The organism is Paraburkholderia domus, assembly GCF_905220705.1.
GTDB lineage: Bacteria > Pseudomonadota > Gammaproteobacteria > Burkholderiales > Burkholderiaceae > Paraburkholderia > Paraburkholderia domus.
In genome coordinates, this window is sequence record NZ_CAJNAT010000011.1 from 215,407 (window position 1) to 228,356 (window position 12,950).

Here is a 12,950-nt window from a genome sequence, read left to right on the forward strand (position 1 = left end):
TCCTCATGAAGCATTCCATGGCAAAACGCGTGAACGATGAGGCTGGCGGCGCATCAATCTGTTTACCTATACTCATCTCACTCTGAAGGCAGCCCAACCGCCGTAATTAATACCAACAAGAAATACCAACAAGACGGAGCCTCACATGCCTGTAGCGATACGAAACGCGGCCCTCGTGCTGCTGACATGTTTCACGTTGGGCGCCAGTGCTTATGTGCAAGCCGGCTCCGGTTGCGATGAGGGCTGCAAAGCCCGCGGCCAGCTACTCGATCATCGCGTCACGTTACGGCTCAGTGCCGCAGCGTTTTCAAAATTGCTTGCGTCGAATGCATCCGGTCAGCAACTCGCGCAGATCGCCGGCGCGCCCGCTTGCAGCGTGGAGATGGTGACCTTCCGCTACCGGACTATCGGCGGCGCGGGCGAGCCCACCACCGCCAGCGGGGCACTGATGATTCCGGGCGGCCGGTCGGCTGCGTGCAGCGGGCCGCGTCCGCTGATGCTCTATGCTCACGGCACGACCGCATACCGCAACTACAACATCGCCGATATCACGCAAACGGATCCGGGCAACGGTGACGGCGCTGGGGAGGGCATTAGCGTTGCCGCCATGTATGCGGCCCAGGGCTATATCGTGGTGGCGACTAACTACGCCGGCTATGCCGGCTCCGATCTCACGTATCACCCCTATCTGAACGCCGACCAGCAATCCGCCGATGTAGTCGACTCGCTTCGGGCGGCGCGGGTCGCACTGAGTGAAACGAAGCCGGAAAGAAGGACGCGCGAGAACGGCAAGCTCTTCGTCACCGGCTATTCGCAAGGCGGCTTCGTGGCACTGGCGACGCATCGCGCATTGCAGGCGGCCGGCGTCAAGGTTACGGCATCCGCGCCGGGATCGGGTCCGTATGCGCTCGCCGCCACCGCGGATGCGCTCATCGAAGGCGAGGTGAACCTGGGCTCGACGCTCTTCACGACCTTGATCGTGACGGGCTACCAGCGTGCTTACGGGAACATCTACGGCAAGCCCGCCGACTTCTATGAAGCGGCGTATGCCCCGGGCATCGAGAATCTCCTGCCGAGCCTGCAGCCTCTCGATACGTTATTTGCGAAGGGGAAACTGCCTTCGACGCAACTCTTCAGCAGTGTTCCTCCCGCGCCGCAATATGCTTCGATGACGCCGCCAACGTCGCCACCCCTCGCTCCGCCCTCGCTGACACCTTTGTTTGCTGCGGGATTCGGCAACGCCAATCTCGTGCGCAACGCCTATCGCCTGGGTCTTCTGGAAGACGCCGCAGCCAATCCCGATGGTGCGTTTCCCAATACCACGGTTGCCCTGACGCCGGCGGCGAATCCAATGCATCCGCTACGCCAGGCGTTCAAGCGCAATGACCTACGCAACTGGCTGCCGCGTGCGCCGGTTCTGTTGTGCGGCGGCGGCTCGGACCCCACCGTGTTTTTCTTCAACGCGCGCATCGAGCAGGCCTACTGGCAGAACGCCAAAGTGCCGGCTGGGCTTACGTCGGTCCTGGATGTGGATTCTCCAGTTGCGGGGCCCAATGATCCGTACGCGCCGATCAAGCAGGGTTTTGCCAATGCGAAAGCGACGCTCGCGAGTCAGGCTGTGGCGGGCGGTGCAACCGACGGCGGCGCGTCGGCTGTCCTTCAGGCCTATCACGGGGAACTGGTCGCATCGTTCTGCATGGTCGCCGCTCGGGCTTTCTTCACCAACTTCTGAGGCGAGTGACGACCCTCCAGGCGTTGTACCGATAGACGCGACCGGAACGAAGGCTGGCAACGAAGGCTGCCAACGAAGGCCGATGGTGAAGGCCCGCGCCTTCACGCAGGCCTATGAGGACAACCAGCCGCGCCCGATCGGCCACGCCAGCAGCTTGCGGTACACCGTGACCAGGCCGCGCGTCAGCATGGTGCCGCGCCACCGCCACAGCGGTGCGATCAGCAGGAACGCCAGGGCTGCCACGGCGACGGCGCCCAGCATGTCGAGCGGGAAGTGGACGCCGACAAACACGCGCGACCACGCTACCGCGAGACCGGACAGCAGGATCGCCACGCCGTAACGTCTCAAGCCGCCCATCAACAAGGTCAGCGCGATGCTGGCGAAGATGGTCCCGTGGTCGCTCGGGAACGACGGGTCGGGCACGTGCTCCAGAAACGTACGGCCGATTCCGATCACGAAAGGCCGGGGATGTGGCCAGACCAGACCGATAATCTGGCTAAGGCCGAGGGCGAGCAGGGTCACGCAAAACGCGCGTACTGCGACTTCGCGTTGATGCTCGTCGCCGAAGAGCCATATCGCGATTAGGGACAGCGGCACGAGATAAATGACATACACGGCGATCGAGCACGCCATGTCGATTTGCCAGGCTGACGTCGACGGCGTGGCGTTGATCATCAGAAACAGCGCCTGATTGAACGCTTCGAGTGTATTCATGCGGTGAAGTTTTAAGGGCGTGTATTGAATCGAACTGCCGATCTTAGCGGATCAAGCTTAGGGGCAGCTTAGGTGCAGGCGGAAGCGATTGACAGAATCGTCCGGTGACGGGCCGTGTAATCTGTCGATCCATATCGGCAAAAAGGCGAGGCGATCGTGACAGATCTGAACGCGAGTGGTGATTTTATCCTGCGCACCATGTCGGCCGACGACGTGGCTTTGGCGGTCGAATGGGCTGCGGCGGAAGGATGGAACCCTGGCCTGCATGATGCCGAATGCTTTCGCGCCGGGGACCCTAATGGCTTTTTTATCGGAGTGTGGCGCGGCGAGCCGGTTGCCTGCATTTCCGCGGTCGCTTACGGCGAACATTTCGGCTTTATCGGCCTGTATATCGTGAAGCCGGAGTTTCGCGGTAGAGGCTTCGGCATGCGCGTCTGGCAGCACGGCATGGACTATCTGCGCAACCGCAATGTCGGATTGGACGGTGTTATTGCTCAACAGGCGAATTACAGAAAGTCTGGCTTTCGGCTTGCGTATCGCAACATTCGCTTTCAGGGGGTCGTTCAAGCCGTCGCGCACGACGCGGCGCGTTCGACCATTTTGAATGCATCGGCGCTGCCGTTCGAGCGGCTGTTTGACTACGATCGCTTTTGCTTTCCCGCCGCACGTGAGCGTTTTCTTGCCGTGTGGCTCGGACAACCTGACGTCATTGCGCTGGCTGCCGTTCACGACGGTCATGTTGCGGGCTATGGCGTACTACGCCGTTGTAGAGCGGGATGCAAGATCGGCCCGCTCTTCGCCGATAGCGATGAGATCGCCAGCGATCTGTTCGATGCGTTGGTGGCGCGCATGCCGGGCGAGGTCATTGTTCTCGACGTGCCGGAGACCCATCCCGCTGCCGTTGCGCTGGCCGAGCGGCATGGCATGACGAGCGTCTTCGAGACGGCGCGGATGTACACACAGGAACCGCCCGCTATTCAAATCGAACGTATGTTCGGCGTGACGTCATTCGAACTCGGATGATCCGGGCGCAGGTTTGCGCCTTTGTCTGCGTTGCCGTCTGCGGTGCGTCTTATGAACCACAGGCGGCAAACATACCGTTTGATACGTGCGTATGCGCTACTTCCATTTTGAGCCGAGATTCTCCAGTCCGGCTTTCATGAGGTCCTGAGGCAACATGACAACGCGCATTTCGCAGTCCGCGTTAAATTTCAGGAAAAATGGTTCTGCGAGTGCGGGAATTCCCGATGGATCGTCGAGGTTCACGATGAGTATTGCGCCGCGTGTTCCATTCTGCTCGGTGAAGTAGGCGGCTTCCGGTTTTATTTCTTCGAGTATTCTCCCTATCACTTCGCCGGCAGTGCCATCGCGCACCAGCGTGTTGAACGGTTCGTGCGGAATTCGTATGTTGAGTAGCATGCGCATGTCATCCTCCTGGTTGATGCCCAAAGGGCCTCTTAAGAATAGGAGTTTTATGCGTCGGCGTTGGTGTTTGCGTTGATCACGTCATGATCCATCGCGGCGGCCGCCAATGTGCTCGCCAGTTCTGGCTGCGCTTCCTTGCGTTCGCTGTAGCGATCGGTCAGGTAGTCCGAACGGTCGCGCACCAGCAATGTGAACTTGTACAGTTCCTCCATCACGTCGACGCTTTCGAGCGGTAGCCAGTCGATCTGATTTACCGGGCATTAACGCACCCTCCGTCCTGCGCTATCGATCACCTGCTCGCCATCCTCTTTTGTAAAAGCCCCTTGTTGCGCCGCGGGCAGGATATCGAGAACGACTTCGGAAGGGCGGCATAGACGCACCCCGAGCGGGGTGACCACAATCGGGCGATTGATGAGGATCGGATGTGCGAGCATCGCATCGAGCAATTGCTCATCGCTCAAGGACGCGTCCGCGAGACCGAGTTCGGCATACGGCGAGCCCTTCTCGCGCAGCGCGGCGCGCACGGTGAGGCCCGCACGCTCGATCAGGTTCTTCAGCGTGGCTCGATCGGGAGGGCTCTTCAGATACTCGATGACGTGCGGCTCGATGCCGGCATTGCGAATCATTGCCAGCGTATGGCGCGAGGTGCCGCAATCCGGGTTGTGATAGATCGTGACGCTCATACACGTTGTCCTTTGACGCTGGGTTTTGCCTCGTACCAGTGCTGCGAACGGTTGACGACGCCGACCACCAGCAGCATCACCGGCACTTCGATCAGCACGCCGACCACCGTGGCAAGCGCCGCGCCCGAATGAAATCCAAACAGGCTGATCGCCGTGGCCACCGCAAGCTCGAAGAAATTGCTTGCGCCGATCCAGCAGGAGGGCGACGAGCGGCGCGAATGCCACGATCATGATGGCGTCGTTGAGCGCTACTTGCGATAGCGTGAAATACGGATCGCCCTTGCAGCGTTGCGACCAGACGAACACCATGGCCGGCCGTGCGGCGCGAGCCACGGTGCTAGTGGTGCTCATGTTTCGCAGCAGCCGGGAAGGTCGCTTGCGGCGCATGGTGCACCGGCACAGCAGTTTTCAGTCAGAAAGGCGATCAGGCCCGTCATCGCGTCGAAATTCGCCGAATAGATGATGAAGCGCCCGTCCTGCCGCGGTTTCACCAGTTCGGCATGTGACAGATCCTTGAGGTGGAACGAGAGGCTTGATGGGGAAAGCCCGAGCTGCTGCGCGATTTCGCCGGCGGCCATGCCATCCGGCCCGGCGACGACCAGCAAACGAAAGATCGCCAACCGCGATTCATGAGCGAGCGCGCCAAGGGCGCGTACAACGAGGTTCGAGTCCATGGCCAAACGATACGCCGATCGGTTCCATATTTCAAGTATTGTTGAAATGATGGCTGGGCGAATACAGTCCGTGGGTATGGGCAGCCTCGCCCAAACCCCTCTCGCTCTCGGAACCGCACTGAAGCGCTGGCGCTTACTGCATCGAGTCAAGTAAGCGCACGTGGCCGGGATTTTCGGCGTAGCCCAATCGATGAAGGAACGTTGAATTGTGCGGCCGTTAAGGCGCTGCGGACGATGCGGCCTATCACGAGGTATTCAACGTCACCGCACGAGGCCAGCGCAGTACCTCGAATCCGCTCAGTTGCCGAACAACGAGGTCTGCGTCCCGCGGCTCGGCGCCGGGCGTGCCGGTTTCACCGGCGTTTCCCGGCCGGCCATTTCCGGCGTGGCGCCGGAAGCCGCTGTCGCCGCCACAGTCGAATCCGCGGCCGCTTCCAGCGAAGTCTGCCCGGCCTCAAGCGAGAGGAGCAACATCTTGTTCGTCAGTCCGCCTGCAAAGCCGGTCAGGTCGCCGGACGCGCCGATCACCCGATGGCACGGCGCCACGATGGAGATCGGATTTCTACCGTTCGCCGCACCCACCGCCCGCACCGCGTTGATGTTCCCGATTTGCGTGGCGATGTCCGAATAGCTGCGCGTTTCACCGAACGGGATCGTCAGGAGCGCAGCCCAAACCTTCTTCTGGAAGTCCGTTCCCTGGAAGTCGAGTTCAAGATCGAACCGGTCTCGCGTTCCTGCGAAATATTCGTTCAGTTGCCGCTCTGTTTCGACCAGGACCGGGCGGTCATCCGCTTCGACTAGTTCCGGCAGGCGCACCCGGTTCGGCTTGTCGTTCTCCCACAGAATGGCGGCGAGCCGGTTCCCATTTGCGACGAGCTTCAGCTCGCCGACGGGCGAATCCATCAACTTGTATGCGTATGTCACTTTGCGTCGTTCCTGGCTAGCTGGAGGCTGGGATGGCTCAATGCGAGGCTGCAAACGCGCTGCGCAATGGCTCCGATACCTGACAGCTTAAACCTCGGCCTCGCTGAGGTCACGCCGGATCTTGCTATCCAATTCTGCACAGGGCTTGCGACTCAGTAGAATTGATACCCTCGGCACTTCGCTAACTGGCAACCGGATATCTTCTCTACACCTGTGACAAGCACTCTCGAACAACTGCGTGCCGGACAACTGGCGGGGACTCGCCGACTCAAACTCGCGTGCGGGCTGAGCGAGTTTCCACGCGAAATTTTCGATCTGGCGGACACGCTGGAAATTCTCGATCTATCGGGCAATGCACTCTCGACGTTGCCTGACGATCTGCCGCGCTTGAGCAAGCTGCACACCATCTTTGCGTCTGACAACCCGTTCACTGAGTTACCGGAGGTCCTCGGGGCGTGTTCGCAGCTGAGCATGGTCGGCTTCAAGGCAAACCGTATCCGAGAGGTTTCGGGTAAGTCGCTGCCGCCGCTGCTGCGTTGGCTGATTCTCACCGACAACGAGATCGAAGCGCTGCCGCCAGAAATCGGCGCCTGCGCGCAACTGCAGAAGCTGATGCTTGCCGGCAACCGGTTGCGCACGCTACCCGAGGAATTGTCTGCCTGCTCGCGGCTCGAACTGCTGCGTCTCGCGGCGAATCAACTCAGCGGACTGCCTGCGTGGTTGCTGCGCTTGCCACGCCTTTCCTGGCTGGCTTTCGCCGGCAATTCGTTCAGCGAAACGCTGGAAACGGCGGCACTGAGCGATACACCGATCGCAGATATCCGATGGGACGAGTTAAAACTTGAACAGCAGTTAGGCGAGGGTGCGTCCGGTGTCATTTATCGTGCCGCGCTGCTTGCTCATGATGACGATGCGAGCAGGCCGGTGGCGGTCAAGTTGTTCAAGGGTGCGGTAACGAGCGATGGATTGCCGGACTGCGAGATGGCAGCCTGCATTCGTGCAGGCGATCATCCGAACCTGATTCCGGTGGTGGGCAAGGTGAAGGACCATCCGGCGGACGCACATGGCCTGGTGATGGAATTGATCGATCCGCAATTCACCAACCTTGCCGGACCACCGAGCCTCGAGTCATGCACCCGCGACGTCTACGGCGCGGATACGCGCTTTGATTTGGCATCGGCGTTGAGCATTGCATACGGCATGGCGTCGGCGGCGTGCCATCTGCATCGGCAAGGCGTCATCCATGGCGATCTGTACGCACACAATATTCTGCACTGTGGACAGGGACGCGCGTTGCTGGGCGATTTTGGTGCGGCGTCTTTCTATGCCACCGATGATCGAGACCTCAGCGCCGCGCTGCAGCGTCTCGAAGTGAGAGCGTATGGTTGTCTGCTGGAGGAGTTGATCGACCGATGCGACTGGCCGAATGCCGAAGCGGACATCGCAGCGAAGCTGGTGGCGTTGAAACAGAATTGCTTGAGCGAAGATATTGGCAGCCGGCCATTGTTCGACGAAATCGCTTCCGTTTTGCGGCAGTTAATGGGCACCGGCAATCGGGACGCCGCAGCGTCGGCTTCGGGTTGATCAGGTCTTTGTAGGGACGCCACGCAACTATTCGTCCGTGTGGTCCAAGGAGAGAAATTCAATGACGCAGAGGATGCGCCGCCGCGTGCTGCTTGCCGGCACGCTTGCTGCGGCAGGCCTGACAGGTGCGGCTCGTGCCGATGCCATGCAGGGTGGCAAACTGAAGATCGCCCTCGTGTTGAAGTCGATGTCTGATCCGTTCACGATAGCGATGGTGAACGCTGCACAGAATTATCAGAAGCACTATGCGTCGCAGTTCGGCTTGACCATTCGCGGAACCGCAACGGAGGGTGACACCGCTGCGCAGATCCGCATGGTGGACGAGTTGATCAAGGCCAGGATGAACGCGATCGTCGTCGCGCCGACTGACTCGAAGGCGCTGACCGCTATCGTGGCGCGGGGGATCCAGGCCGGCATCATCATGGTTACGATCGATAACCCGCTTGATGACGCGTCGCAGGATGCTGCCCGCATCTCTGTGCCCTTCGTCGGCCCGAATAACCGCAAGGGCGCGAAGCAGGTGGGCGACTATCTTGCTGCGCGGCTCAAGACGGGCGATCAGGTTGGGATCATCGAAGGCATTTCCGCTGACCGCAATGCACAGCAACGCACCGCCGGCAGCAAGGACGCAATGAATGTGGCCGGCATGAAGATCGTCAACATACAAGCGGGCGACTGGGACTATGGGAAAGGAAGGGACGTTGCGTCGAGGATGTTGGTCGACTACCCACAGATCCGTGCGTTGATGTGCGGTAACGACAATATGGCAATGGGTGCGGTCGATGCTATTCGCGATGCCGGGAGAACCGGTGGTGTGTATGTCACCGGGTATAACGATAGCGACGCGATCAAGCCGCTGCTCGCCGACGGCCGCGTGCTCGCGACGATGAATCAGTTTGCCGGCCGGCAAGCTGTGTTCGGCGTTGACGTCGCGTTGAAGGCTGTCACTGAACAGACAAAACAGAACGAATTGTCGCGGGTCATTGAAACGCCGCTGCAACTGGTGACGGGCGTGAGTCACTGAGGTGAAAAGGGGCGATCTCCGACCCTGCAAGAACCCAGATACCCCAACGGTCTTAACCGCACGAACAACGAATACATAGGCGATCACCAAATGCGATTGCGCCGATGCACCCGTAAATAATAAGTAATCCTTCTAAAATGTGTAAAAGAGAGTTCGCAACGAACTCGCGTCGCGCTATCGCTTGCTCGCACATTTCATACATTGAAGTTCTTCAAGCGACTCGGCTATCGCGGCTACCAAGGTATCGCTCTGGACCTTGATGTTGATGGCCGCACCTCCGGCGTGGAGCAATGAGCGTTGGGAATGGGTTGGAGCCGACCTGACCGCGGCAAACGCCACACCCGATAACGCTTTCCCAATCAGGGTTTCCCCTTGCTTATGCATTGAGTTCATGCGCTGCATGAAAAATGATCGATTGTTCTCGTCCCTTCGAACGGCAAGAATTCGCTCAATGAAAACGTAGTCCGCGCACCGGCGAGTTGCGATGCGACCGAGCAATCTGCGTAGCCCGCCTTCAGCGAATGTTGAAGAACAGTTTTATTGGAGCCAGCCACTGTCTGGTTCAAACCAATCAAGAGCCTGACGACCAATGAACTTTCCGGACAGTACCACCAGCCTCGGCCAGATCGAAACCAAAACGACTTGCTTGTCCTTAACGTCAGGCAAGACCTGTGGCGAGGCACTTGTTACGCTACTCGAAGGTTACGGAGTGCAGTGCGTGTTCGGCATCCCGGGCGTCCATACCGTTGAACTCTATCGTGGCCTGGACGCTTCTTCGATCCGTCACGTCACGCCGCGCCACGAGCAGGGAGCAGGCTTCATGGCCGACGGCTATGCCCGCGTAACCGGCAAGCCAGGCGTGTGTTTCATCATCACCGGGCCGGGCATGACAAACATTGCGACTGCGATGGCCCAGGCGTATGCCGATTCGATCCCCATGCTCGTCGTCTCCAGCGTGAATGCGCGGCGCCAACTCGGTAGCGGAGACGGCCGTCTTCACGAGTTGCCGTCCCAGCAAGGCGTGTTCGCTGGCCTTACCGCGTTCTCCCACACGCTGTTGAGTGCCGACGAACTGCCCCAGGTGCTCGCCAGAGCATTCGCGGTTTTCGAGAGTGCACGGCCGCGACCGGTGCATATCGAAATTCCGCTGGACGTGATCGTCGCGCCGGCGCGTGGGATGCAAATCGCGCCGGTGGTGTTGCCCGCCAGACCCGCCGCCGACGCGCGAGCGATTGCCGACGCCGCGAATTGTCTTTCGGGCGCCCAGCGGCCGGTGATTCTTGCAGGGGGCGGCGCCGTGGGCGCCGCCGACGAGTTGCGCGAATTGGCGGAGCGGCTGCAGGCACCCGTTACGCTGACGATCAACGCCAAAGGATTGCTGCCGTGCGGCCATCCGCTGCTGGTGGGTTCGACTCAATCGCTTCCAGAGACGCGTGCATTGGTTGCCGAGGCAGATGTCGTGCTTGCGGTTGGCACGGAGCTGGGCGAAACCGACTACGACGTCGTGTTTGATGGCGGCTTCGCCATCAATGGGCGACTCGTGCGGATCGACATCGACGCGCAGCAACTCATGCGCAATTTCCACCCGGATCTCGCGATTACCGCCGACGCGCAACAGGCGCTCGCAGCACTGTGCGCGACGTTGCGCGAACGACCACCCGCCCCTGTACGAGAAGGGTGGGGCGCGCGCCGCGTCGCGGCCACACGCGCTGCGGTGGCGGCGGGTTACGACGCCCCGACGCTGTCGCAAAAGCGTCTGATCGACACGCTCACGAGCGCGCTTCCCGGTGTGATCATCGTCGGTGACTCGACGCGTCCTGTTTATGCCGGCAACTTCACTCACGATGCGCCCGCGCCGCGGTCATGGTTCAACTCTTCGACCGGATATGGAACGCTTGGCTATGGTTTGCCCGCCGGTATCGGCGCGAAGCTCGCGGCGCCGGATCGTCCGGTTGTCTGCCTGATTGGTGACGGTGGCCTGCAATTCACGTTGCCGGAACTCGCGAGTGCTGTCGAAGCGCAGGTCCCGCTGATCGTTCTGTTGTGGAACAACTTCGGTTACGGCGAGATCCGCAAGTACATGGTGGAGCGGGACATTACGCCAGTCGGCGTGGATATCTATACGCCGGACTTCATTGCACTTGCGCGAGGGTTCGGGTGCGCCGCGGTTCGCGTAGATTCACCGGAGGTGCTTGTCAGCGAATTGCAACGCGCCACGCAATGCAACGTTCCGACGGTGATTGAAATCCGCGAGAGCAACTGGTTTGAGCAGGTGCCCGCATGAGTACGCCGCAGGTATCGCACGTCGATTCAACAGACGAAATGCAGTTGCAAACACAACTGTACATTGATGGCCGCTGGTGCAGTGCTGCCGGTGGCGCACAGCTTGCCATTCTCAATCCATCGACCGAGGAGGTGCTCGCGCATGTTGACGCCGGTAACGCCGACGACGTCGATCGCGCGGTACGTGCCGCTGCTCGCGCTTTCAAGTCGTGGCGGAATACTAACGGCTCGACTCGTGCGCGCTATCTGCGAGCGATTGCTCGCGGTGTCGAAGCCCGCAGCGAGCGGCTCGCCACGCTGCAGTCGCAGAACAACGGCAAACCCCTCGAGGAAGCGCGGATCGACGTCGGCGATGTGATCGCAACGTTCGAGTACTACGCCGGCCTGGCTGAAGGTCTTGACGTCAATGGCGAATCCGAGGTGACGATCCCAAGCGCGGAACATCGGGCACTTATCCGCCGTGAACCGGCCGGTGTTGTCGGGCTTATCGTGCCGTGGAATTTTCCGATGGTCACAACCGCGTGGAAACTTGCGCCAGCGCTTGCTGCTGGCTGCGCGGTAGTGCTCAAACCGTCCGAAATCACGCCGTTGCCCGAACTGGAGTTGGCCTCGATTGTGGCCGAATGCGGCTTGCCGCCTGGCGTGTTCAATGTCGTCACGGGTACCGGCGTGGACGTGGGTGCGCCGCTTGCCGCGCATCCGCTGGTCGCGAAAGTCTCGTTTACCGGTAGCACCGGGGTTGGCCAGACGGTGATGAAGACGGCGGCCGACACGCTCAAAGGCGTGAGTCTCGAACTGGGCGGCAAGTCGTCGATTATTGTGTTTGCCGATGCGGACCTCGATCTCGCTGTGGATCTCGTGACGGGTGGCGCATTCTTCAATGCCGGGCAAATGTGCTCGGCAACATCCCGCGTGCTGGTCGATCGATCGATAGCCGACGCCCTGGTTGAACGTCTGGTCGATCGCGCCGCCCGGACGGTGGTTGGCGATCCCTTCGTGCCTGGCGTTCAGATGGGACCGTTGACGAGCCGTGCGCAGTTCGAACGTGTGCAGCGCTATATCGCGCGAGGCAAGGAGGAAGGTGCGCGGCTCGTGATCGGTGACGAACCGGTGACGGGTGCCGGCTACTTCGTCAGACCTACGATTTTCGTCGATGTGCCGACTAACAGCAGCGTATGGCGCGAGGAAATCTTCGGGCCGGTGCTGTGCGTACGCAGCTTTGACAGCGAGCAGGACGCAATCGATGCGGCTAACGACAGCGAGTTTGGTCTCGTAGCCACCGTCGTCACGAGCGACACAGCGCGCGGAAAGCGCGTTGCGGATGCGCTGGATGCGGGTGTTGTATGGATCAACGCCCCGCAGCTTATTTTCCCCCAGACCTCCTGGGGCGGCTACAAGCGCAGCAGCCTCGGTCGTGAGCTTGGACCGTTCGGCCTCGCTGCATTCCAGGAAATCAAGCAGATTCTGTCAACTCGAAACGGCGAGTGACAGCGCGTGAGAATTTTTAACGGTTCTCAGGCAGAGATTAAGTTTGTTAGGTGTATTTAGGAAATCCATAGTCCGCTGTCCCGACGCAAGCGCGTTAGGAGAGGGGAGAGACAGTAGCGTTGTTCACACGGGAGACGATGATGCAGGACATCAAAAAAGGTAGAAGACAGGCAATCAAGACGCTGGGTGCAGCACTCGCAGCGTCCGCGCTGCCCATGCCGTTCGTCAATCTAAGAGCGCAGGAACAGAACTTCTCCGGCAAGACCCTGCGTCTGTTGACGTGGTCCGATGACACCGGCGCCGCTGCCTTGCGCAACATCGCCGCCACGTTCACGGCGAAAACCGGCGCGAAGGTGATCGCCGACCGCGCCGACGGCACGTCCGGCATGGTCGCCAAGGTCAAGGCCGCGGGCGACCGC

General features: G+C 60.5%; 11 protein-coding genes and 3 pseudogenes. 7 read left to right on the top strand and 7 right to left on the bottom strand.

Going from position 1 to position 12,950, the window contains the following annotated elements:
• The first annotated feature begins 145 nt into the window (after positions 1-145).
• Entirely contained in the window at positions 146-1,732 is a 1,587-nt protein-coding gene (locus KHO31_RS20515; protein WP_201084972.1) for an alpha/beta hydrolase family protein, read from the top strand.
• 111 nt (positions 1,733-1,843) lie between these two features.
• On the opposite strand, the gene KHO31_RS20520 is transcribed toward KHO31_RS20515, so the two are convergent.
• Entirely contained in the window at positions 1,844-2,446 is a 603-nt protein-coding gene (locus tag KHO31_RS20520; protein ID WP_201084973.1) for a phosphatase PAP2 family protein, read from the bottom strand.
• 198 nt (positions 2,447-2,644) lie between these two features.
• Here KHO31_RS20520 and KHO31_RS20525 point away from each other — a divergent pair, with 198 nt between their 5' ends.
• On the top strand, positions 2,645-3,469 hold the full coding sequence (locus tag KHO31_RS20525) for a GNAT family N-acetyltransferase (RefSeq protein WP_211624050.1): 825 nt from the start codon (positions 2,645-2,647) through the stop codon (positions 3,467-3,469).
• A gap of 96 nt (positions 3,470-3,565) precedes the next feature.
• Here the strand turns inward: KHO31_RS20525 and KHO31_RS20530 are convergent, their stop codons facing one another.
• The 6 genes and pseudogenes from KHO31_RS20530 to KHO31_RS20555 form a co-directional block, all read right to left on the bottom strand.
• Positions 3,566-3,871, bottom strand: a complete 306-nt coding sequence (locus KHO31_RS20530; RefSeq protein WP_201074200.1) for a panthothenate synthetase — start codon at positions 3,869-3,871, stop codon at positions 3,566-3,568.
• A gap of 47 nt (positions 3,872-3,918) precedes the next feature.
• A pseudogene (locus KHO31_RS20535) lies at positions 3,919-4,092 on the bottom strand (arsenical resistance protein ArsH); the annotation flags it as partial.
• Positions 4,093-4,131: 39 nt separating this feature from the next.
• Positions 4,132-4,554, bottom strand: a complete 423-nt coding sequence (gene arsC, locus KHO31_RS20540) for an arsenate reductase (glutaredoxin) (protein ID WP_211624046.1) — start codon at positions 4,552-4,554, stop codon at positions 4,132-4,134.
• Positions 4,551-4,887, bottom strand: a pseudogene (locus KHO31_RS20545) (arsenic resistance protein); the annotation flags it as partial. The pseudogene KHO31_RS20545 and the gene arsC, both read right to left, overlap by 4 nt.
• A gap of 14 nt (positions 4,888-4,901) precedes the next feature.
• Positions 4,902-5,228, bottom strand: coding sequence for an ArsR/SmtB family transcription factor (locus tag KHO31_RS20550; protein WP_201074203.1), 327 nt, complete (start codon positions 5,226-5,228; stop codon positions 4,902-4,904).
• A 297-nt stretch (positions 5,229-5,525) separates the two neighbouring features.
• Entirely contained in the window at positions 5,526-6,152 is a 627-nt protein-coding gene (locus KHO31_RS20555) for a methylated-DNA--[protein]-cysteine S-methyltransferase (protein ID WP_236071363.1), read from the bottom strand.
• 213 nt (positions 6,153-6,365) lie between these two features.
• Here KHO31_RS20555 and KHO31_RS20560 point away from each other — a divergent pair, with 213 nt between their 5' ends.
• From KHO31_RS20560 to KHO31_RS20580, 5 genes and pseudogenes are all read left to right on the top strand, one after another.
• Positions 6,366-7,736 (top strand): leucine-rich repeat-containing protein kinase family protein, encoded by a 1,371-nt coding sequence (locus KHO31_RS20560; protein WP_201074205.1) that lies wholly within the window; start codon positions 6,366-6,368, stop codon positions 7,734-7,736.
• 61 nt (positions 7,737-7,797) lie between these two features.
• A complete protein-coding gene (locus KHO31_RS20565; protein WP_211624047.1) occupies positions 7,798-8,760 on the top strand; it encodes a substrate-binding domain-containing protein in 963 nt (320 codons plus the stop codon).
• A 589-nt stretch (positions 8,761-9,349) separates the two neighbouring features.
• On the top strand, positions 9,350-11,044 hold the full coding sequence (locus KHO31_RS20570; protein WP_211624048.1) for a 5-guanidino-2-oxopentanoate decarboxylase: 1,695 nt from the start codon (positions 9,350-9,352) through the stop codon (positions 11,042-11,044).
• Positions 11,041-12,531, top strand: a complete 1,491-nt coding sequence (locus KHO31_RS20575; RefSeq protein WP_236071365.1) for an aldehyde dehydrogenase family protein — start codon at positions 11,041-11,043, stop codon at positions 12,529-12,531. The genes KHO31_RS20570 and KHO31_RS20575 overlap by 4 nt, the downstream gene beginning before the upstream one ends.
• Positions 12,532-12,671: 140 nt before the next feature.
• A pseudogene (locus tag KHO31_RS20580) lies at positions 12,672-12,950 on the top strand (ABC transporter substrate-binding protein); the annotation flags it as partial.